Consider the following 20,009-nt stretch of genomic DNA (forward strand, 5'->3'; position numbering starts at 1 on the left):
TTCGAGTACTGCAGGTTCGCAACGGGCTGTACCGCAACACAAGTCTCTGGCGTCGGAACAATGGCAAAAAGCTAGGTGCAGGTCGTTTTCAGGACGGTCGAGGTCGATCGGGCGGGCCTGGATGCGACAGGGCACATCACCGTCCCGCCTCGACGAAAAATCCCCTCAGATGGCGGTGGCGCCGCCGTCGACCGCCAGCGCATGGCCGGTGGTGAAGGCCGCGCCGTCACTGCACAGATACAGCACGGCGCTGGCGATCTCCTCGACCTTGCCCACCCGGCCCACCGGATGCATGGCTGCCGCGAACTCGGCTTTCTTTGGATCGGCCTCATAGGCGCGGCGGAACATATCGGTGTCGATCACCGCCGGGCAGACCGCGTTGACGCGGATTTTCTTCTTCGCATACTCGATAGCCGCAGACTTGGTCAGGCCAATCACCGCGTGCTTGGAAGCGGCGTAGATACTCATCTTCGGTGCCGCCCCGAGGCCTGCCACCGAAGCGGTGTTGACGATGGCACCGCCGCCCTGGGCCAGCATCAGCGGCAACTGGTACTTCATGCACAGCCAGACGCCCTTGACGTTGACCCCCATGATCGCGTCGAACTCATCCTGGGTACCGTCGGCCAGCCGGCCCTTCTCGATCTCGATTCCGGCATTGTTGAAGGCGTAATCGACCCGCCCGTAGGCATTCACCGCCTGGGCCATCAGCTGCTGTACATCTGCTTCCAGGGTCACGTTGCAGCGCACGAACAAGGCGTCGCCACCGGCACGGCGAATCAGCTCCACTGTGCCCTCGCCGCCGTCGACATCCAGGTCCGCCACCACCACTTTCAAGCCCTCGCCGGCGAATGCCAGGGCGGTGGCTCTGCCAATACCGGCGGCGGCACCGGTAACCAGGGCCACTGTGCCGGAAAACGTCATGCTCATTGTTATGTCCTCGATGGAATGCAGGTCGCGTGCCGGGAGTCTAGCCACAGGCCGGGGCCCTGCGGCAGCACTATCAGAAGCCCGGTTGAGGACTTATGCGCGGCAGTGATAAACCGCCCGGGGTGACCATCACTGCACTGGATCGGCGCCTATTCGCTGCGCCGGCAATCCTTGCGGCAGCGGCGCTGAAGGTCTATCAACTAGGGTTTCATTGACCTTGAGTGCCTGCCATGACCAGCCAGACCAATCGCCAGTTCCTGCTCGCCAAGCGCCCTGTAGGCGCGGCGACCCGCGAGACCTTCACCTACCAGCAGGTTGCGGTCGGTGAACCGGGGCCGGGGCAGATTCTGGTGAAGAACGAATACCTGTCCCTGGACCCGGCCATGCGCGGCTGGATGAACGAGGGCAAGTCCTACATCCCGCCGGTGGCGATTGGCGAAGTGATGCGTGCCCTGGGCGTGGGCCAGGTGATTGCGTCGAACAACCCGGGCTTCAATGTCGGCGACTACGTCAATGGCGCCTTGGGCGTGCAGGACTACTTCCTCGGCGAGCCTCGCGGCTTCTATAAGGTCGACCCCAAGCTCGCTCCCCTGCCGCGCTACCTCTCGGCCTTGGGCATGACCGGCATGACCGCCTACTTCGCCCTGCTCGACGTCGGCGCGCCCAAGGCCGGCGAGACCGTGGTGCTGTCCGGGGCCGCCGGAGCGGTGGGCAGCATTGCCGGGCAGATCGCCAAGATCAAGGGCTGCCGCGTGATCGGCATCGCCGGGGGCCAGGACAAGTGCAAGTTCCTGATCGACGAACTGGGTTTTGACGGCGCCATCGACTACAAGAGCGAAGACGTGCACGCCGGCCTCAAGCGCGAATGCCCGAAAGGCGTCGATATGTATTTCGACAACGTCGGCGGCGACATTCTGGATGCGGTGCTCAGCCGCCTGAATTTCAAGGCACGGGTGGTGATCTGCGGTGCCATCAGCCAGTACAACAACAAGGAAGCGATCAAAGGCCCGGCCAACTACCTGTCGTTGCTGGTCAACCGCGCGCGCATGGAAGGTTTTGTGGTGATGGACCATGCCGCGCAATTCGCGGCGGCCGGGCAGGAAATGGCCGGCTGGATGGCCAAGGGGCAGCTCAAGAGCAAGGAAGATATTGTCGAAGGGCTGGAGACGTTCCCGGAAACCCTGATGAAACTGTTCAGCGGCGAGAACTTTGGCAAGTTGGTGCTGAAGGTTTAAGCGCGGCTGACGATTGAAGGCACCGTCCATCGCCGGCACTCCGGCGATGGACTGGCGCCTCAGGGCCTGTTCACCCTCAGGCCAGTTCGGCGACCACAGCCGCCAGCGCCTGGCCTGGATCAGCCGCCTGGCTGATCGGGCGACCGATCACCAAGTAGTCGGAACCGGCATCCAGCGCCTGGCGCGGGGTGAGGATGCGCCGCTGGTCGTCCTGGGCGCTGCCTGCCGGACGGATGCCCGGAGTCACCAATTGCAGCGACGGGTGGGCGGCTTTCAGCGCCTGGGCTTCCAGCGCCGAGCACACCAGGCCATCCATGCCGGCCTTTTGCGCCAGCGCCGCCAGGCGTAGCACCTGCTCCTGGGGCTCGATGTCCAGGCCGATGCCGGCCAGGTCCTCGCGTTCCATGCTGGTCAGCACGGTCACGCCGATCAGCAGCGGTTTCGGGCCGTTGCGCTGGTCGAGCACTTCACGGCAGGCGGCCATCATGCGCAGGCCACCGGAGCAATGCACGTTGACCATCCACACGCCCATTTCCGCCGCGGCCTTGACCGCCATCGCCGTGGTGTTGGGGATGTCATGGAACTTGAGGTCGAGGAACACTTCAAAACCCTTGTCGCGCAAGGTCCCGACGATTTCGGCGGCGCAACTGGTGAACAGCTCCTTGCCGACTTTGACCCGGCACAGTTTCGGGTCCAGCTGATCAGCCAGTTTCAGTGCGGCGTCACGGGTGGGGAAATCCAGGGCGACGATGATAGGAGTCTGGCAGGCGGACATGAATGGGCTCTCAGGCAAGTCGAAATCGGCGCGGATTGTAGCGCAAGCCGGGATGTTCCGGGACCCGGTGATCGGTAAATCGTCGCCAGGAGCGCCCGATCAGCCGCCAGATCGGGCACAATGGCCGACCCGGCGGGTTTTGTATCAAGCCCGATACACTTCCGACACGCCCGCAACAATCCACAGCGCTACCCTCGCCAGCCGCTATACCCCGAACAGCACTTCCAGCCCTCGGGCCGGACGCCTATGCTGAAGCCACAACCTCGCAGCCCATCTTTGTGGTTGGCAGCCTACCTGGCAGATGATCGCACCCATGCAAAACACTCCAGCCCCTCTCAACGACGATCAGAAAGCGCCCGTCAGCAGCGACGAAAAACGCTGGAACACCCGGGCCTTGATCGTTGACGACGACGTGCCGATCCGCGAACTGCTGATCGACTACCTGGCACGCTTCAATATCCACGCCAGTGGCGTCACCGATGGCGCCGCCATGCGCGTGGCACTGCAAGCCGAACACTTCGACGTGGTGGTGCTCGACCTGATGCTGCCGGGCGAAGACGGCCTGTCCCTGTGCCGCTGGCTGCGTAACGAATCGGACATCCCGATCCTGATGCTCACCGCGCGCTGCGAACCCACCGACCGCATCATCGGCCTGGAACTGGGCGCCGACGACTACATGGCCAAACCGTTCGAGCCTCGGGAACTGGTGGCGCGGATCCAGACCATCCTGCGCCGGGTGCGCGACGATCGCAGCGAACAGCGGGCCAATATCCGCTTCGACAACTGGCGCCTGAACAGCGTCCTGCGCCAACTGATCTCCGCCGATGGCCTGGTGGTGCCGCTGTCGAATGCCGAGTTCCGCCTGCTCTGGGTGTTCATCGAGCGCCCGCGCCGGGTATTGAGCCGCGAGCAACTGCTGGACGCCGCACGCGGCCGCTCCATCGAAGCCTTCGACCGCAGTATCGACCTGCTGGTCTCGCGCCTGCGGCAGAAGCTGGGCGACGATCCGAAATCGCCACAGCTGATCAAGACCGTACGCGGTGAGGGTTATCTGTTCGACGCGCGAGACATCGGCTGATGCGGGGGCGTTTCGATACGCTGTTCAGCCGCCTGTTCGGGATGTTGCTGATTGCGATCGTACTCGCCCACCTGCTGGCCTTTTTCTGGTTTCACCACTACGGCCCGCCACCGCCGCCGCCCCCTCCCCAGGCCGGACAAGCCTTCAACGGTCCGCCCCGCGGGCCGCCGAATTTTGAACCGCGGCCGCCACGACCGTGGTTTGGCGGGCCCATCGTGCCGCTGACCTTTCAGCTGATTTCATTGGTGATTGCTGCCTGGTACGGCGCCAAGCTGCTGAGCCGCCCGATCCAGCGCCTGAGCGGCGCCGCCGAACGCCTGAGTGAAAACCTCGACAGCCCGCCACTGAATGAGTCCGGGCCACGAGAGGCACGCCAAGCGGCCCACACCTTCAACCTGATGCAACGCCGCATCCGCGAGCAGGTGCAGCAGCGCGGGCGCATGCTCGGCGCGGTTTCCCATGACCTGCGCACGCCCCTGTCGCGCCTCAAGCTGCGCCTGGAGCAGATCGAAGACATCAAGCTGCAAGGGCAGATGCGCCAGGACCTCGACGACATGATCAGCATGCTCGACGCGACCCTCAGCTACCTGCATGAGCAGCGCACCAGTGAAGCCCAGCAGCGCATGGACGTGCAGGCCCTGGTTGAATCGCTTTGCGAAAACGCCCAGGACCAGGGCGCCGATGTCCAGGCCAGCGGCCACTGCGCGCCGTTGCAAGTACAGCCCATGGCCTTGCGCTCCTGCCTGAACAACCTGCTCGACAACGCCCTGCGTTACGCCGGGCATGCCGCGATCGACCTGCAGGACAGCCGCGAACAGTTGCTGATCCGGGTCATCGACCACGGCCCGGGGATCGACGCCACCCAACGCGAGGCGGTATTCGAGCCGTTCTTTCGTCTGGAAGGCTCGCGCAACCGCAACTCCGGCGGCGTCGGCCTGGGCATGACCATCGCCCGCGAGGCGGTCGGGCGCCTGGGTGGTCAACTGAGCCTGGAACAAACCCCTGGCGGCGGCCTGACCGCGGTGGTCCGCCTGCCGCGTCACTGATCCCCCTCGAGCAGCATGTGTAGCCCCGGGTACAAAGCCCACATACCCACGACAAATCCCCCCGCGAGGCTGCACAAGCCGGCACACCCACCGGCTTTATCCATCCGCAGGGAGTGAGCCCCATGATCGGTAGCGTCAGTAACTATTCGAGCTATATCAGCTCCAGCAGCAGTACGACCAACAACACCCGCAGCCAGCAGTTGCAGAAAGAGCTGTTCAGCAAACTCGACAGCAACGGCGACGGCGCAGTGGATCAGGACGAGCTCAAGAGCGCCCTGTCGCAGAAAAGCGACAACGGCATCCTGGTCAGCCTGAGCAAGAACTTCAGTGACCTGGACAGCGACAGCAGCGGCAGCCTGAGCAGCGAAGAAATGGCCGCCATGGCGCCCCCGCCGCCGCCATCGCAGGCCCAGGCACCCAATACCGAGCTGGCCGATGCCCTGATCAAGGCCCTGGACACCGACGGTGACGGCGTTGTCAGCAGCGACGAGCTGAGCAACGGCCTGAGCAGTGCCGGCAGCAGCGCCGACAGCAAGGAAATCTTCTCGGCCCTGGACAAGAACCAGGATGGCAGCGTCAGCCAGGAAGAAATGGCCGCCGCCCTCGCCCCGCCTCCACCGCCGCCTCAGCAGGTTTCCAGTGAGGAGTTGTTCAGCCAGCTGGACACCGACGGCGACGGCAGCATTACCACCAGCGAACTGAGCAGCGCGCTGCAGGCCAGCAATAGCAGCACCACCAGTACTGACAGCAGTGCCGCCCTGCTCAAGGTGCTGGACAGCGATAACAGCGGTGGCGTCAGCAGCGACGAGCTAAAGGCCGCGTTGCAGGCCGGTCGTGATCAGCCAAGCGCGGCCTCCAGCGAAAAGAGCGAACTGGCCCAGGCCCTGGGCAAGATGATCGCCAACCTGAACAAGCAGTATCAGCTCGATAACGTGGCGCAGGTCGGCAGCAGCGTCAACGTCGCCGCCTGATCCGCGGAAAGCGGCGCTGGCCTGCCAGCGCCTGCACGCCAGCAGGTCGCACGGTCAGCGCTGGTCCTCGACCCGCGCCTGGCTCGCGCTCCAGTCGGTGAGCAGGCTGTAGGCCACCGCCAGCAGGGTCGGGCCGATAAACAGGCCGATAAAACCGAAGGCGATCAAGCCGCCGAACACCCCCAGCAGCACAATCACCAGCGGCAGGTTGCCGCCACGGCTGATCAGGTAGGGTTTGAGCACGTTGTCGACGCCGCTGATGATGAACGTGCCCCAAATCCCAAGGAACACCGCCATCCCGTATTCGCCCTTCCAGGCCAGCCAGGCCGTGGCCGGTATCCACACCAGGGGCGGCCCCATGGGAATCAGACTGAGCAGGAAGGTGGTGATCCCCAGGACCAGGGCGCCCGGCACCCCTGCGATCAGGAAGCCGATCAGGGCCAGGATCGCCTGGGCCGCTGCCGTGCCGATCACGCCATTGACCACCCGCTGCACCGTACCCGCCACCAGCTCGATGTAGTAGCCGGCCCGCTCGCCGATCAGGCGTTCCAGCAGCTTGTGCACGAACAGCGCCAGGCGCGGGCCGTCGCGATAGAAGAAAAACACAAAGACGATACTCAGGGTCAACTCGAGGATGCCGCCGCCGATCTGTGCGCTGCGCGCCAGCAGCCAGTTCCCGACCTGCCCCAGGTAGGGCTTGACCGCCAGCATCATCGCCGCGCCCTGCTGATCGATGCTGTCCCACAGCCCCACCAGACGCTCCCCGACCAGAGGGATGCTGCCCAGCCAGACCGGCGCAGCGGGCAGGCCATCGACCTGCACGTCCTTCATAAAGGCCGTGGCATCGCGCACATGGTCAGCCAGGTTCAAGCCCAGCCAGACCATGGGTGCGGCCACCAGCACCATCCAGCCCAGGGTCAACAGGGCCGCGGCCAACGACTCGCGGCCATTGAGCCAGCGTGTCAGCAGGCGCATCAGCGGCCAACTGGCAAACGCCAGCACCGCACCCCAGAACAGCGCCGACCAAAACGGCGCCATCACCCACAAACTGGCACCAAACAACACCAGGAGCAGAATCTGCACCAACAGGCGATCGTTATTGAGCATGAAGAATCTCGAGAAAGGACGTCGAACACAGAGTAGGCGAACACAGGGCCGGTGTGTTCGCCTTGGAGGGTATTAGCGCAACAGCTCGAAGTGCAGGCCCGTCGTATCGGTGTTGCCGGTTTCCATCCGCGCGGCGCGCACGCCCTGGCCGATCAGGGCCTGACGCCAGGCTTCGGCGTTGCTCCCGGAAATACTGACCCGCAGCGTGGTATCCAGGTTCAGCCCCCGGGACAGCAGGGTCAGCCAGACCGGCTGCGGATCGGCACCGAGTTTGGGCAGGTCCAGGCGGCCGGTGTCTTTCAACTGGCGCAACAGAGTTGCCGAAGTCGGCAGCAAGTCACCCAGTGGCGCACTGGCCTCGAACTGTTCGACATGCAGGTACGCCCGGCGATTGCCCCGAGTGATGCTGTACAGCGCCACCAGGGAATTGTCCTGGGGCGCGGCCAGGCGCAACAGCAGGTAGGCCTGCTGGTCGTCGGCGCCAAAGAGCTTGGCGTTGCCGAACACTTCATTGGCCCACAGGCTGCTTTCCCCGCAGTCCCGCGCCTGGCACCAGAACAGCAGTTCGGCACCCTGCTTCTGCAGGGCTTCGCGGGCGGCGGTAAAGGCTTCGGTGGATGAATGCTCGGGCGGCAACTCATAGGTCACCGAAGTGGCCTTGCCCCGGGCGCCGACCTGGCCGTCAAAGCGCAACTGGCCGCTGATCCTGCGGATCGAGCCCATGGGGTAGATGCGCTCCAGCTCCGCCAGTGGCCGGTAATCGACAATTTGCGCATCGGCCAGGCGCGGTACCAGCGGCAAGTCGTGGCTACCGGGCACGTCGGCGGCGAACACCATGGAACTGGCACAGTACAAGCCCAGCATGCTGAAGCAACGGATGAGTCCTTTCATTGGAAATACGCTCATCGGATCAGCATGGCCTGGGCACCTTTGACAACGCTGGCGTCATCCGTGCGTTGAGGGACCAGCAGGCCGCGTTGCACCGCCGGGCGCGCCGCCAGGGCCGCCATCCAGCGCTGCAGGGCCGGCAGGCCGTCGACCGAGACCCCGGACCATTCATGGCCGCGGACCCAGGGGTAAGTGGCGATGTCGGCGATGCTGTAATCACCGGCCAGAAACTCCACCGCCTGCAAACGACCGTCGAGCACTTCGTACAGACGCCGGGTTTCATGCTGGTAGCGGTCGATGGCGCCTTGGAGTTTTTCCGGGAAGTAACGGAAGAACACGTTGGCCTGACCCTGCATCGGGCCGACCCCGCCCATCTGGAACATCAGCCATTGCAGAACCAGCGAACGACCCTTGGGGTCGGCGGGCAGCAATTGGCTGCTGAGTTCGGCGAGGTAGATAAGGATGGCGCCGGATTCAAACACGGCGAAATCGCCATTGGCACGGTCGACGATTGCCGGGATCCGCCCGTTGGGATTGATCTTGAGAAAGTCTGGAGCCTTCTGTTCCTTTTTGTCGAAACTCAGGGCATGCACCGTATAGGGCATGCCGAGTTCCTCGAGCACGATAGAGACCTTGTGGCCATTAGGCGTCGCAGCGGTGTAGAGATCTATCATGGTTGTCTCCGATTTCAACCCGCCCAGCCTCGACAGTTGACCGGCGCAAGTCAAGGAACGGCGAAAAACCGATTGAAACAGTCTGCGACAAAGATCGCGCCGGCCTCGTCGTTCAGGTGCAAATGATGGCCTCCCGGCAACTGCTCCCGGGCAAAGGGTAGACGCTCGAGCAATTGCCCGTGCTTGGCCAGCATGCCATCGGCCGCCACCACCAGCCGGGTCGGGCAACTGACCCGCTGTACGAAGGCCATGGCCTGCTCTTCGGTCAGGCGCAACGGCGACGCCAGGGTCAGGCGGTTATCGCTGCGCCAGGTATAGCCCCCGGGTACCGGCATCAGGCCGCGCTGGGCCAGCAGTTCGGCCGCTTCACGACTGACCGCCACCAGGCCCTTCATCCGCGCCTCGATGGCCTGCTCCAGGGTGGCATAGACCCGCTTGCGCTTGTCCTGCAGGGCGAGTTGCGCCTGCAGCGCCATGCCCAGGCGCTCGGCGGCATTCTCGGTGCCGGCGGTGGGCGGGATCACCCCATCGATCAACGCCAGGTGGCTGACGCGCTCCGGCAAGGCTCCGGCCAGCACCAGCGAGACAATCGCCCCCAGGGAGTGGCCCATCAGGGCAAAGCGTTTCCAGCCCAGTTGCTCGGCCACCTGCAGCACGTCGTACACATAGTCCCACAGGGCATAACCTGCGCCCGCCGGCCGATGGTCGGAGTGGCCGTGGCCGGCCATGTCCAGGGCAACGATACGCAAGCCGTCGAGCTTGGGCGCCAGGCGCGCAAAGCTGTTGGCGTTATCCAGCCAGCCATGCAGGGCAATTACCGGCAAGCCGTCCTCGGGACCGAACAGATGGGCCGCGAGTTCGATATGGGGCAGGCTCAGGCGCACCTCTTCGACCACCCGGCTCATGCGCAACTCCGTTCGCGGCGTGTGTCCCAGCGGCTGAACAGCTCCTTGAGCAGCGCCGCGGTGTCCTGGGGGCGCTCCAGCGGAAACATGTGCCCGCCCGGCATGCTCAGCGACTCGCCTTGGGGCATGCGCCCAACCGCGCTGGCGTGATGCCGCATCACCACCCGGCTATGCCGTCCACGCACCATGGCCAGCGGCACCTGCAATTGGCGGGCGAGGCCCGGGCTGGTGTGGGGCACCCCACGGTAGATGCTGATTTCCGTCGCTGGGTCGAAGCGCAGGCGCAGACGATCGCCGACCTGATGCAGGCCGTGTTGCAAATAGGCTTCGAAACATTCCGGATCAAACCGGCGAAACAGGCTCTTGTCGGCAAAGTAACTGCGAGCCGACTCCAGGCTGGCAAACTCCTCGCGCCGCCCCAGGGTGCGGCCGGCCGGGGTCAGGCGGTCGATAAATCCAAAGCGCTTGGCTGCCCGGATGACCCATTGGTCGGCACGGGTCAGCACCGGCGAATCGAGCATCACCACCCCGCGATACAGCTCTGGACAACGCAGGGCGGCATGCAAATGCAGAATGCCGCCCAGGGAATGACCCACGCCCCACACCGGCTGCGCCTGCTGTTGCAGATGGTGGATCAGCTCGCTGACCAGGTTCTGCCAGTTGTCGTCCACTGGAAAACGCGGATCGTGCGCGTGTTGCTGCAAATGGGCCACGTCATACTCGGGCGCCAGGGCAGCAAACAACTTGCCGTAGGTTCCCGAAGGAAAGCCGTTGGCGTGAGCGAAAAAGACCTGCTGCGACATACCGAGTTACCCATGGACCGGACAATGGCTGATTGTCCGCAGGTCACCGCACCAGGGCAATGACCGTAACGAACACGAATGATGACACGCCGCTTCAGCCTATAAGCCTGCGCCGCTCAGCGGGCCGGCGGCGTTTCCCCCAGCGGCACCACCGCCATGGTCAGGCGCGAGATGCAGCTGGACTTGCCCTCATCGCTGCTCAGGCGGATATCCCAGACATGGGTCGTGCGGCCGATGTGCACCGCCCTGGCCACCGCGCTCACCCGGCCGCTGCGCAGGCCACGCAGGTGGTTGGCGTTGATTTCCAGGCCCACGCAATAGAATTTGCTGGCATCGATGCACAGGTAGCTGGCCATGGAGCCGACGGTTTCCGCCAGCACCACCGAGGCGCCGCCATGCAGCAGGCCGTAAGGCTGGTGAGTGCGATGATCGATGACCATGCTTGCGGTCAGGGATTCTTCGTCAAAGGACTCGAAGCGAATATCCAGTACTTCGCCGATGGTGTTTTTCTGAAGCGAATTGAGTTGTTCGATGTTCGGAGTGGTACGCCATAGGCTCATCGCTGCATCCTTCAGGGTTTTTATGGGGGTCAATCCTGCCACAGCACGGCTTCGGAGCGCTCGCTCCACTCCTGAAAGCGCTGGCCGTAAGCGGCTTCGATCACGTTGCGCTTGATCTTCAGGGTCGGCGTCAGGAAACCGTTCTCGACCGCCCAACTGTCCTTCACCACCACCAGGCGACGCAAGCGCTCGTGTTTATCCAGGACCTGATTGACCTGCTCCAGCAGCACTTCCAGGCTGCTGTGCAGGGCACCGCGCGCCGCGCCGGCGGCCTCCTGCACGCCCACCGCCGAAAGCACGCACAGCCCCAGCGGTGCCCCCAGACCGTCGCCGACCACGCACACCTGCTCGATCCGCGGGTGCACCGCCAGGCGATTCTCGATTGGCGCCGGGGCCACATACTTGCCTTTGCTGGTCTTGAAGATCTCCTTGAGCCGGCCGGTCAGGCGCAGGTTGCCGGCGGCGTCCTGCTCGCCCTTGTCGCCCGTACGCAAAAACCCGTCGGCGGTGAGGGTCTCGGCGGTTTTCTGCGGATCCTTGTAGTACCCGAGCATGGTCGCGCCGCTGCGCACCTGGACTTCACCGAACTCATCGATGCGCACTTCGACCTCCGGGCACGGCTTGCCGATCCAGCCGGGAATATGTTCCCCGGGGCGGCCGATATGGGAGTAGCCGCAGCTCTCGGTCATGCCGTACACCTCCAGCACATCCAGCCCCAGGCGCTGATACCAGTGCAGCAACGTCTGCGGCACCGGAGCCGCACCCGACAGCGCCACGCGCAACGCGTCCAGGCCCAGCCCGGCCAGCACTTTGTGGCCCACGCGCTTGCCGATGAATGGCAGCCGCAACAAAAAGTCCAGGCGCTTGGCCGGGACCTTGCTGTAGACCCCCATCTGGAACTTGGTCCAGATCCGCGGCACACCGAACATCGCGGTCGGGCGGGCGCGCTGCAGGTCGGTGAGGAAGGTATCGAGGCTCTCGGCGAAGAACACCGTCTGCCCGGTATAGATGGCCGCCATCTCGACAAACATGCGCTCGGCCACGTGGCACAGCGGCAGGTAGGACAGCAGGCGGTCCGCAGTGCCCAGGCCGAACAGCCCGGCGCCGTGGGTGGTGGCAAACCCCAGGTTGGCGAAACTGTGCATCACCCCTTTGGGCAGGCCGGTGGTGCCGGAGGTATAGATGATGGTCGCCAGTTGCTCGCCGGCCGGCGTGGGGCTGTCCAGGATCGGTGAACAGCGCTGCAGATCGTCCCAGTTGAAATCAAAATCGCCCTCGGGGTGCAGCGGCAGGCTGACGGTAGCCAACCCCGGTTTGAGCCCGGGCGCCATGGCGGGCCAGTCATCCAGCTTGCCGATAAACACCAGGGCCGACTCGGAGTGTTCGAGCACCTGGGCCACCGAATCGGCGGTCAGGTTGGGGTACAGGGGCACGGAGACGTGGCCGGCCATCCAGATCGCCAGGTCGGCAATGATCCAGTGCGCGCAGTTCTTGGAGATGATCGCGATATGGCTGCCGGGCGGCAGCTCGCGCCCGCGCAGCCAATGTGCGGCGCAGCGTGCCTGGTGAGCGACCTGGGACCAGTCCAGTTCCTCGACCTGCCCACCGCCCGTGGGCTGGACCAGAAAACGTTGGCGGGGATGACGAGCTTCACGCTCGTAGAACACTTCCAGCGGCAAACGAAAAGCAGTAGACATGCGACTCGCTCCTTGTTTTTGTTCTGATCGTGAGACTAGCCAACCAAGCACTTGCTCGGCTGACTATTCCACGCACAAAGGAGCGCTGCAAGTTAAGAAATGTTGCGCCCTGCCACCTGGAGACAGGGCTGTCCCTCTAGGGCTGCTTGAGGCTATTGAGCGCCATCAGCCCGGCCAGTGGCCAGTCGCCTTCAAGCTCGGCAAGGAAGGCGGTGCCCATCGCCTGCGGGCTGCGCAGGTGACCATGCTGCAACAAGCCAATCAGGTTGCCCACCAGGGGTTGGTGGCTGACCAGCAGCAGGTTGTCCGCCGAATCGATTCGCTCCAGCGCGGTCAGCGGGTTGCTGTCGGGCGTCAGCCAGGGCACGGTGCGGATCGGCGCCTCGAAGCCCAGGGCCTCGCGCACCAGCTCGGCGGTCTGCTGGGCCCGCACATACGGGCTGGCAAGGATGGCGTCGATGGGCTGGCCGATCAATTGCGCGGCACTGCTCAGGACTTCCTTGCGCCCATGCTCGGTCAGGTTGCGCTCGGCATCGCTGCGGGCGTGGGGCTCGGCTTCGCCGTGGCGCAACACCCAGAGCTTCATAGCTTGGGCTCCTCGTCACGGGCCGGGTGCGGGGCCGGCGGCACGGCATGGGGCGCCTCGCCTTCAGGGGTGCGCGGCGCCGGCCAGTCGGCAAAGGGCCAGGGTTTCTGATCGGTATGAAAGCTGCCGAAACGGCCGATCTGCGCCAGGAACTGGCTCAGGCTGTCGCCGAAGTTCATCAGGCTGGCGCTGGGCGCGCCGTAGATCAGGCGATAGATCAACTGCACCAGCACCAGGACGCCGAGGATGAATTGCGCCACCTGCCACACCAGCAGAAACACCAGCATCCACAGGACCCGCAGCAGGATCGACTCGTATTTGGCTTCGGAATTGCTATCGTTCATGTCTCGCTCCTGTCTGCTTTCAGTTGAATCCGCTGGTGGAGATAAAGTCGACGTCGGTTTTCGGCTCGCCACGCATCAGCAACTCGATCACCTGGTTCAGCGTACGCCCTTCGAACAGAATCGCGTGCAGCCCGGCTACCAGCGGCATGTACACCCCCAGTTCCTGGGCCTTGACCTTGAGCACCTTGAGCGTGTTGACGCCTTCGGCCACCTCGCCTAGGCGGGTCACCGCCTCTTCCAGGCTCAAGCCCTGGCCCAGGGCAAAGCCGACCTGATAGTTGCGGCTCTTGGATGAAGAGCAGGTGACGATCAGGTCGCCCACCCCGGCCAGGCCGAGAAAGGTCATCGGGTTGGCACCCTGGCTGACGGCAAAGCGGGTCATTTCCGCCAGCGCCCGGGTGATCAGCATGCTCTTGGTGTTTTCCCCCATGCCCAGCGCCACCGCCATGCCGGCGATGATCGCGTAGACGTTTTTCAACGCCCCGCCCAACTCGACGCCAAAACGATCGGCACTGGCGTACACGCGGAAGGTGCGCCCATGCAACGCGGCCTGCACGCGCTGGCACAGCTCTTCGTCTTCGCTGGCGACCACGGTGGCGGTCAACGCATGCTCGGCCACTTCGCGGGCCAGGTTCGGCCCTGAAAGCACGCCGATCCGCGCCTGGGGAGCGATGTCCTGGAGGATTTCGCTCATCAGCTTGAAGGTCTGGGCTTCGATGCCTTTGGTCAGGCTCACCAGCAATTTGCCGCTGAGCAGTTGCGCATGGGGGGCCAGTACCGAGCGCAAGGCGCTGGAAGGCAGCGCAACAAAGCACAGGTCACATTCGCCGAGGGTGGCCAACAGGTCGGTGACCGGCTCGACCGCCGGATGAATCTTGATGCCCTTGAGGTAGCGCGGGTTCTCGCGATTGACCCGAATGGCCTCGGCCTGCTCGGGATCGCGCATCCACTGCCGCACCCGATGACCGTTTTCGGCCAGTAGATTTGCCACGGCGGTACCAAAACTTCCGCCTCCCAGGACCGCAATAGGGCGCTGTTCAGTCATATGCAATCCGTCAATCCATACCAGTGGCGATGGCGGCATTATACGGTTCGGTCCTGCGCCTACCAGCCCCTGGGACAATTAGCGCGAAATGTCGGGATCTGCCGGATTCGATCAGGGAATGTCGGGCTTATCGACTGGAAAACTCAACCATCTCGGTTAACATGCGCGGCCATTATTCCGATTCAAGGCTGTACCGTGCGTTTTGGCCCTCCCTGCCGCCCCTCGTCGTTGCTCCTGGCACTGTTGTTCAGTGCTGCGGCGCTGGCCGACGACCTGTTTGTGGACAACCAGCCGCTGCCGCAAGTGCTGACGGCTACCCGTCTCAAGCAGTCCCCGGCAGCGGTGCCCGGGAGCATGACGGTGCTCGACAGCGAGCTGATCAAGGCCAGCGGTTCCCGGGATATCGGCGAACTGCTGCGCCTGGTGCCGGGGATGATGGTCGGCGCCATCAACGGCAACCAGGCGGCGGTCAACTATCACGGCACCAGCGCCAGCGAAGCGCGACGCATGCAGGTGCTGATCGACGGCCGCTCGGTGTATCGCGCGGGCCTGGCGACCGTGGACTGGAGCGATATCCCGGTGGCCATGGAAGACATCGAGCGCATCGAAGTCTTCCGCGGCCCCAACACCGTCAGCTACGGCGCCAACGCGCTGATGGCGGTGGTCAACATCATTACCCGCGCCCCGGCCGACAGCCACGGCACCCGGTTCAAGATGACCCGCGGCCAACGCGGCATCAGCGACTGGTACGCCAGCCAGGGCACCGGCTGGGACAGCGGCGACCTGCGGCTGTCGCTGTCCGGCCAGGAAGACGACGGCTTCGACTCCGACCGCAGCGGTGCCGACTACCGCGACAGCAGGCGCCTGAACCGCATGAGCCTGGCCCTGGGGCAGATGCTCGATGAGCGGCAGAGCATCGACTGGCAGTTCAGCGCCAAGGAAGGCAGCAACCAGCGTCCTTATACCTACCGGCCGGTGTTTGCCGGCATCACTCAGACCGGCAAGGACTCCGATGTGGCGGCCAAGGACTACGCCAGTTCCTTGCGCTGGAACCTCGACCTCAACCCCAGGCACAGCCTGTACATCCAGGGGTCGGCCCAGCACTGGGACCGCCAGCAGACCTGGCGCGCCTGCGATGCCGAGATCTCGTTCAGCCCCGAACTGACCCGCCTGTGGCAGCTCAACCCGAATTACGCCGAGCGCCTGGCGCGCAATATTCCCAGCTACCTCGGCACCGGTGCGCCGGCGGGCCGCAGCGACGAACAGGCCCTGGCCAACCAGGTACTGACCCAGTGGCGGGACGGCGCGAGCCAGACCGTGTGCGGCAATATCGACCAGAGTGCCCGGGAAACCCGCTACGACCTGGAGCTGCAAGACACCCTGAGCCTGTCCGACAGCCTGCGACTGGTCAGCGGCATGAACTATCGTTATGACCGGGCGGACTCCGAGACCTACTTCAATGGCACCCTCGATGACACCACCTGGCGCCTGTTCGGCCAGCTTGAATGGCGAGCCAGCGAACACTGGCTGCTGCAGGGCGGAGCCATGTTTGAAAACAGCCAACTGACCGGCAGTTCGCTGACCCCGAGGGTCGCGCTCAACTACCTGATCAACCCGCGCCATGGTCTGCGTGCGGTGTATTCGGAAGCGATCCGCTCACCGGACATGTTCGAGAACAACGTCAACTGGAGTTACCGGGTCACCGGCCTCAACCCTCGCGCCTATGGCCAGCCCAGCGCCGAATACTTCGTCAAGACCCGGGGTCCGGACAACCTCGACCAGGAACACATGCGTTCGCGGGAGCTGGGTTACAACGGCTTTTTCGTCGACCTGGGGCTCAACCTCGACGTAAAACTGTTCTATGACGAAATCACCGGCATGGTCAGCGAGCCCCTGCGCAACAATCAGTACATCGCCAGCAATGCCAACAGCTCGCGCTTCAGCGGCACCGAGAGCCAGCTGGACTGGCACCTGAGCCGCGCCGACCGGCTGCGCCTGACCTACGCCTATGTGCATGCCGAAGCCAGCAATCGCCTGGATCAGCGCCAGACCGCCAGCAACAGTGGTTCGGCGGGTTGGCTGCGCGATTGGGGCCAGGGTTGGTCGAGCGCGCTCTTCTACTATGGCGACAATGCGCTCAACGGCTATCGCTTCGAACGGGTGGACAGCCGTGTCGCCAAGCACCTGGCCCTGGGCAAGGCCAACCTGGAGCTGGCCGCCATGCTCCAGCAACGCCTGGACAAACAGCCGACAACCTTCAGCGACAACAATTACGACCAGCGTCACGTCCTGTACTTCAGCGCGGAGCTGGAGTTCTGACATGGGCAGGGCTCAGTCACGGGTACCGTCCGCTTGGGGCCGCAAGCTGGTCGCCTGCCTGGCGCTATGGGCCAGCCTGTGGGGCGCGGCGCCGGCCTGGGCCGCCTCGGTTCTGCTGACTGCCAGCGAAGACAGCCTCGGCGTTCAGGCCTTCACCCAGGAACTGGCCCGGCAACGACCGATGGACAACGTACGGTTCGTCGCCCTGTATGACCTGCCCGCCCCCAGCCACCTGCCGAGCAATACCCGACTGATCCTGCTCGACCCTCCCAGCCTCGACTGGCGCCTGCAGGACGCCCAGGGACCATGGACTCTGGTGCTGCGCATCAGCCGCCTGCAAGCCGAAAAACACCCGGTAATCAGCCGCACTCCACGCCTCAGCCTGCTATGGAGCGATCCACCGCTGGCCCGGCAATTGCGCCTGATCCAAAGCGTCCTGCCCCAAGCCAGGCGAGTCGGCGTGCTGTACAGCGCCCACAGCGAGTTTCTGCTCAAGGAGCTGGGCAGCGCCGCCGCCCACCTGGGGCTGGAAATCGTTGCCGAGCGCTGGGACAGCACCGCTGACAGCCGGCCGCTGCAGGCCCTGCTGAAAAACAGCGACGTCCTGCTGGGGCTGGACGATCCCCTGCTGTACAACCCCAAGACCGCCAAGAACCTGTTGCTCAGCAGCTACGCTCGCCACCTGGCGCTGGTCGGCCCGAATGCCGGCTTCGTCAGGGCCGGCAGCCTGGCCAGTACCTACAGCGATCAGCAAGACTGGCTGCACACCCTCAACAGCCTGCTCGACCAGCCCCCGGCGCGCTGGCCTGGAGCGCTCTATCCCACGAATTTCAAGGTGCTGAGCAACCCGCAGGTGGCTCGGTCGCTGGGTATCGAAGAGATTGACGAGACGTCCGTCGCGCGCCGACTGGCTGAAGGAGAACAACGCCCATGAGTTTGCGTCGCCATTGGGACATCAACACCCGCACCCAGGTCATCAGCCTTGGCCCGGCCCTGCTGCTGACGTTGCTGCTGATCAGTTTCTTCACCTTCGTGCGGATCCAGGATTTGCGCCAGGAGCTCAACCACACCGGCCAACTGATCGCCAACCAACTGGCACCCGCCACCGAGTACGGGGTGATCTCGGGCAACAGCGAGGGACTCGAAAGCCTGCTCAAAGCCACCCTGGCCACGCCCCATGTGCGCTTCCTGGAAGTCCAGGACAGCGCCAACAACATCCTGGTCTACGTCGAACAGCCGTCGGAGGCCGACAACCGCTCGCAACAGGTCAAGGTGTTCCAGGCCCCGGTACGCCTGCAGCGGATCCAGGTGCAGAACGACTTCTTCCAGAATGAAGACAGCCACCTCGGCACCCTGGGCGACGGGTATCTGGGCCGGGTCATCGTCGGCATGTCGAACGACGCCTTCAGCCAGCGCCAGCAGGAAATCCTGCTCAAGGCCGCCGTGCTGGCGCTGTTTGCCCTGCTGTTCACCTTTCTCCTGGCGCGGCGCCTGGCGGCCGGCCTGTCGCAGCCCATCAGTGCCATGGGCCAGGCGGTCAAGGCGATCCAGGAAGGCGACTTCAAGACGCCGCTGCCCATTGTCGACGACGCCGAGCTGGGTGACCTGGCGCGGCACATCAACAACCTCGCCGCCGGCCTCGAACTCGCCAGCCGCGAGCAGCACCAGGCCATGGCGCAACTGATCCAGACCCGGGAAGAAGCCGAGCGCGCGAACAACGCCAAATCGGACTTCCTGGCGATGATGAGCCACGAGCTGCGCACGCCGATGAATGGCGTGCTGGGTATGCTGCAGTTGCTGGAAACCACCGAAATGACCGAGGAGCAGGCTGAATACGCGGCGCTGGCCTCCGAATCCACCGAACACCTGCTCAAGGTGATCAACGACATTCTCGATTTCTCGCGCATCGAGCGTTCGGCCCTGGAGCTGGAACATATTGCGTTCAACCTGTCGGAGCTGATCATCAGCTCGGCCCAGGCCTTCCAGCACAACGCCGCGCAGCGCGGCCTCGACCTGCAACTGCAGATCCCGCCCGGCATGGAGTCTTTGCAGGTCAAGGGCGACCCGACGCGGATCCGCCAGATCCTGGTGAACCTGGTGGGCAACGCCTTGAAGTTCACCGAGAAAGGCAGTGTCAGCATCGAGCCGCAGTGGCAAGCGCTGGATCACGAGTTGCTGTGGTTCACCTGCACCGTGCGCGACAGCGGCATTGGTATCAGCGCGCAAAGCCTGGAGCTGATGTTCGATGCCTTCCAACAGGCCGACAGCTCGATCTCTCGACGTTATGGCGGCACCGGCCTGGGCCTGCCCATCGCCCGCACCCTGGCCGAACGCATGGGCGGCACCCTGCGCGCCCAGAGCGAAGAGGGTCAGGGCTCGGTCTTCACCCTGGAAATCCCCCTGGCGCGGTTTCAACAGAGCCTGCCGGTGCTGGCACCACGGGCCCACGCCGGCAACGCCCACGGCGAGGGGCGCAATGTGCTGCTGGTGGAAGACAACCCGGTCAACCAGACCGTGATCCAGGCCATGTTGCGCAGCCTGGGTTTTACCGTGAGCATCGCCACCGACGGCGCCCAGGCAATACGCAGTGCCGAGAGCCTGATATTCGAAGCGATTCTGATGGATTGCCGGCTGCCGCTGATCGATGGTTATGAAGCCACCCGGCAGATCCGCCAACTGCCCGGCTGTGCCGATCTGCCGATCATCGCCCTGACCGCCAACGCCTTGCAGGGTGATCGCGAGGCCTGTCTGTCGGCTGGAATGAACGATTACCTGGCCAAGCCGTTCAAACGCACGGATTTGCAGCAAATTCTGCAACGCTGGGTGCGCTGAGAAGCGGTTTTCGTACTGCTACGACTGGCGTGAAGGGCGAAAGTGCGGCAGTCTTAGGCACCCGAACGGACCCGGAAACGGGCCGGTTTTAAATTTTCAGTGCACAAGTGTACATTCATGTTCCTTGTGCTGTGACTTTCACCACAACGCAATAGTCTATGAGTAGGCTGCCGGTTCGAGGCATGAAGGCTTCGATCGGCCGGGAAGATCTGCCCCA

Annotated in this window: 19 protein-coding genes; 7 read left to right on the plus strand and 12 right to left on the minus strand. The window is 64.2% G+C overall.

The features are described from left to right. Positions 1-165: 165 nt before the first annotated feature. Positions 166-927, minus strand: coding sequence for an SDR family oxidoreductase (locus ACOZJV_RS11905; protein WP_078471055.1), 762 nt, complete (start codon positions 925-927; stop codon positions 166-168). Positions 928-1,157: 230 nt separating this feature from the next. On the opposite strand from ACOZJV_RS11905, the gene ACOZJV_RS11910 reads away from it, so the two are divergent. Then, positions 1,158-2,162, plus strand: coding sequence for an NADP-dependent oxidoreductase (locus tag ACOZJV_RS11910; RefSeq protein WP_421547717.1), 1,005 nt, complete (start codon positions 1,158-1,160; stop codon positions 2,160-2,162). Between the two features lie 76 nt (positions 2,163-2,238). On the opposite strand, the gene pyrF is transcribed toward ACOZJV_RS11910, so the two are convergent. Then, positions 2,239-2,937, minus strand: a complete 699-nt coding sequence (gene pyrF, locus ACOZJV_RS11915) for an orotidine-5'-phosphate decarboxylase (RefSeq protein ID WP_421547718.1) — start codon at positions 2,935-2,937, stop codon at positions 2,239-2,241. Between the two features lie 313 nt (positions 2,938-3,250). On the opposite strand from pyrF, the gene ACOZJV_RS11920 reads away from it, so the two are divergent. The 3 genes from ACOZJV_RS11920 to xopAW all read left to right on the plus strand — a co-directional run bounded on the left by ACOZJV_RS11920 (position 3,251) and on the right by xopAW (position 6,032). After that, a complete protein-coding gene (locus tag ACOZJV_RS11920) occupies positions 3,251-4,015 on the plus strand; it encodes a response regulator (RefSeq protein ID WP_421547719.1) in 765 nt (254 codons plus the stop codon). Then, a complete protein-coding gene (locus tag ACOZJV_RS11925; protein ID WP_421547720.1) occupies positions 4,015-5,061 on the plus strand; it encodes a sensor histidine kinase in 1,047 nt (348 codons plus the stop codon). Before ACOZJV_RS11920 ends, ACOZJV_RS11925 begins: the two co-directional genes overlap by 1 nt. A 122-nt stretch (positions 5,062-5,183) precedes the next feature. Next, positions 5,184-6,032, plus strand: coding sequence for a XopAW family type III secretion system calcium-binding effector (xopAW, locus tag ACOZJV_RS11930; RefSeq protein WP_421547721.1), 849 nt, complete (start codon positions 5,184-5,186; stop codon positions 6,030-6,032). A gap of 54 nt (positions 6,033-6,086) precedes the next feature. On the opposite strand, the gene ACOZJV_RS11935 is transcribed toward xopAW, so the two are convergent. The 10 genes from ACOZJV_RS11935 to ACOZJV_RS11980 form a co-directional block, all read right to left on the minus strand. Beyond that, the gene (locus tag ACOZJV_RS11935) at positions 6,087-7,139 is read right to left on the minus strand and encodes an AI-2E family transporter (RefSeq protein WP_421547722.1); all 1,053 of its coding nucleotides are present in this window, start codon (positions 7,137-7,139) and stop codon (positions 6,087-6,089) included. Between the two features lie 72 nt (positions 7,140-7,211). Next, a complete protein-coding gene (locus ACOZJV_RS11940; protein WP_201132134.1) occupies positions 7,212-8,018 on the minus strand; it encodes a DUF4892 domain-containing protein in 807 nt (268 codons plus the stop codon). Between the two features lie 23 nt (positions 8,019-8,041). Continuing rightward, positions 8,042-8,701, minus strand: coding sequence for a glutathione S-transferase family protein (locus tag ACOZJV_RS11945; RefSeq protein ID WP_421547723.1), 660 nt, complete (start codon positions 8,699-8,701; stop codon positions 8,042-8,044). A 50-nt stretch (positions 8,702-8,751) separates the two neighbouring features. Continuing rightward, positions 8,752-9,606, minus strand: coding sequence for an alpha/beta hydrolase (locus tag ACOZJV_RS11950; protein ID WP_020299198.1), 855 nt, complete (start codon positions 9,604-9,606; stop codon positions 8,752-8,754). After that, positions 9,603-10,409 carry an alpha/beta fold hydrolase gene (locus tag ACOZJV_RS11955; RefSeq protein ID WP_078471047.1) on the minus strand — a complete coding sequence of 269 codons (807 nt, stop codon included), beginning with the start codon at positions 10,407-10,409 and terminating at the stop codon, positions 9,603-9,605. The genes ACOZJV_RS11950 and ACOZJV_RS11955 overlap by 4 nt, the downstream gene beginning before the upstream one ends. Positions 10,410-10,525: 116 nt before the next feature. After that, positions 10,526-10,969 (minus strand): hotdog fold thioesterase, encoded by a 444-nt coding sequence (locus ACOZJV_RS11960; protein ID WP_020299200.1) that lies wholly within the window; start codon positions 10,967-10,969, stop codon positions 10,526-10,528. A gap of 29 nt (positions 10,970-10,998) precedes the next feature. After that, a complete protein-coding gene (locus ACOZJV_RS11965) occupies positions 10,999-12,666 on the minus strand; it encodes an AMP-binding protein (RefSeq protein ID WP_421547724.1) in 1,668 nt (555 codons plus the stop codon). Between the two features lie 136 nt (positions 12,667-12,802). Beyond that, positions 12,803-13,252, minus strand: a complete 450-nt coding sequence (sixA, locus tag ACOZJV_RS11970; RefSeq protein WP_078471045.1) for a phosphohistidine phosphatase SixA — start codon at positions 13,250-13,252, stop codon at positions 12,803-12,805. Next, positions 13,249-13,596, minus strand: a complete 348-nt coding sequence (locus tag ACOZJV_RS11975) for a DUF4389 domain-containing protein (protein WP_020299203.1) — start codon at positions 13,594-13,596, stop codon at positions 13,249-13,251. The genes sixA and ACOZJV_RS11975 overlap by 4 nt, the downstream gene beginning before the upstream one ends. 19 nt (positions 13,597-13,615) lie before the next feature. Continuing rightward, entirely contained in the window at positions 13,616-14,641 is a 1,026-nt protein-coding gene (locus ACOZJV_RS11980) for an NAD(P)H-dependent glycerol-3-phosphate dehydrogenase (RefSeq protein ID WP_078471044.1), read from the minus strand. Between the two features lie 195 nt (positions 14,642-14,836). Here ACOZJV_RS11980 and ACOZJV_RS11985 point away from each other — a divergent pair, with 195 nt between their 5' ends. Genes ACOZJV_RS11985 through ACOZJV_RS11995 form a run of 3 tightly spaced genes read left to right on the plus strand, consistent with a single transcriptional unit; the run spans position 14,837 to position 19,792 of the window. After that, on the plus strand, positions 14,837-16,960 hold the full coding sequence (locus tag ACOZJV_RS11985; RefSeq protein WP_421547725.1) for a TonB-dependent receptor plug domain-containing protein: 2,124 nt from the start codon (positions 14,837-14,839) through the stop codon (positions 16,958-16,960). A gap of 1 nt (position 16,961) precedes the next feature. Continuing rightward, complete coding sequence (locus tag ACOZJV_RS11990; protein ID WP_421547726.1) at positions 16,962-17,894, plus strand: ABC transporter substrate-binding protein; 933 nt, start codon at positions 16,962-16,964, stop codon at positions 17,892-17,894. After that, on the plus strand, positions 17,891-19,792 hold the full coding sequence (locus ACOZJV_RS11995; RefSeq protein ID WP_020299207.1) for an ATP-binding protein: 1,902 nt from the start codon (positions 17,891-17,893) through the stop codon (positions 19,790-19,792). Before ACOZJV_RS11990 ends, ACOZJV_RS11995 begins: the two co-directional genes overlap by 4 nt. The last annotated feature ends 217 nt before the right edge of the window (positions 19,793-20,009 follow it).

This window comes from Pseudomonas sp. QD4 (genome assembly GCF_049199125.1).
Lineage (GTDB): Bacteria > Pseudomonadota > Gammaproteobacteria > Pseudomonadales > Pseudomonadaceae > Aquipseudomonas.

Bases quoted from the DNA above. Each gene is read 5' to 3' on its own strand.
- ACOZJV_RS11980 (WP_078471044.1), bottom strand. From the start codon at position 14,641: ATGACTGAACAGCGCCCTATTGCGGTCCTGGGAGGCGGAAGTTTTGGT.
- ACOZJV_RS11975 (WP_020299203.1), bottom strand. From the start codon at position 13,596: ATGAACGATAGCAATTCCGAAGCCAAATACGAGTCGATCCTGCTGCGG.
- ACOZJV_RS11950 (WP_020299198.1), bottom strand. From the start codon at position 9,606: ATGAGCCGGGTGGTCGAAGAGGTGCGCCTGAGCCTGCCCCATATCGAA.
- ACOZJV_RS11990 (WP_421547726.1), top strand. From the start codon at position 16,962: ATGGGCAGGGCTCAGTCACGGGTACCGTCCGCTTGGGGCCGCAAGCTG.
- ACOZJV_RS11925 (WP_421547720.1), top strand. From the start codon at position 4,015: ATGCGGGGGCGTTTCGATACGCTGTTCAGCCGCCTGTTCGGGATGTTG.
- ACOZJV_RS11920 (WP_421547719.1), top strand. From the start codon at position 3,251: ATGCAAAACACTCCAGCCCCTCTCAACGACGATCAGAAAGCGCCCGTC.
- ACOZJV_RS11935 (WP_421547722.1), bottom strand. From the start codon at position 7,139: ATGCTCAATAACGATCGCCTGTTGGTGCAGATTCTGCTCCTGGTGTTG.
- xopAW (WP_421547721.1), top strand. From the start codon at position 5,184: ATGATCGGTAGCGTCAGTAACTATTCGAGCTATATCAGCTCCAGCAGC.
- sixA (WP_078471045.1), bottom strand. From the start codon at position 13,252: ATGAAGCTCTGGGTGTTGCGCCACGGCGAAGCCGAGCCCCACGCCCGC.
- ACOZJV_RS11955 (WP_078471047.1), bottom strand. From the start codon at position 10,409: ATGTCGCAGCAGGTCTTTTTCGCTCACGCCAACGGCTTTCCTTCGGGA.
- ACOZJV_RS11965 (WP_421547724.1), bottom strand. From the start codon at position 12,666: ATGTCTACTGCTTTTCGTTTGCCGCTGGAAGTGTTCTACGAGCGTGAA.
- ACOZJV_RS11945 (WP_421547723.1), bottom strand. From the start codon at position 8,701: ATGATAGATCTCTACACCGCTGCGACGCCTAATGGCCACAAGGTCTCT.
- ACOZJV_RS11960 (WP_020299200.1), bottom strand. From the start codon at position 10,969: ATGAGCCTATGGCGTACCACTCCGAACATCGAACAACTCAATTCGCTT.
- ACOZJV_RS11905 (WP_078471055.1), bottom strand. From the start codon at position 927: ATGAGCATGACGTTTTCCGGCACAGTGGCCCTGGTTACCGGTGCCGCC.
- ACOZJV_RS11995 (WP_020299207.1), top strand. From the start codon at position 17,891: ATGAGTTTGCGTCGCCATTGGGACATCAACACCCGCACCCAGGTCATC.
- ACOZJV_RS11910 (WP_421547717.1), top strand. From the start codon at position 1,158: ATGACCAGCCAGACCAATCGCCAGTTCCTGCTCGCCAAGCGCCCTGTA.
- pyrF (WP_421547718.1), bottom strand. From the start codon at position 2,937: ATGTCCGCCTGCCAGACTCCTATCATCGTCGCCCTGGATTTCCCCACC.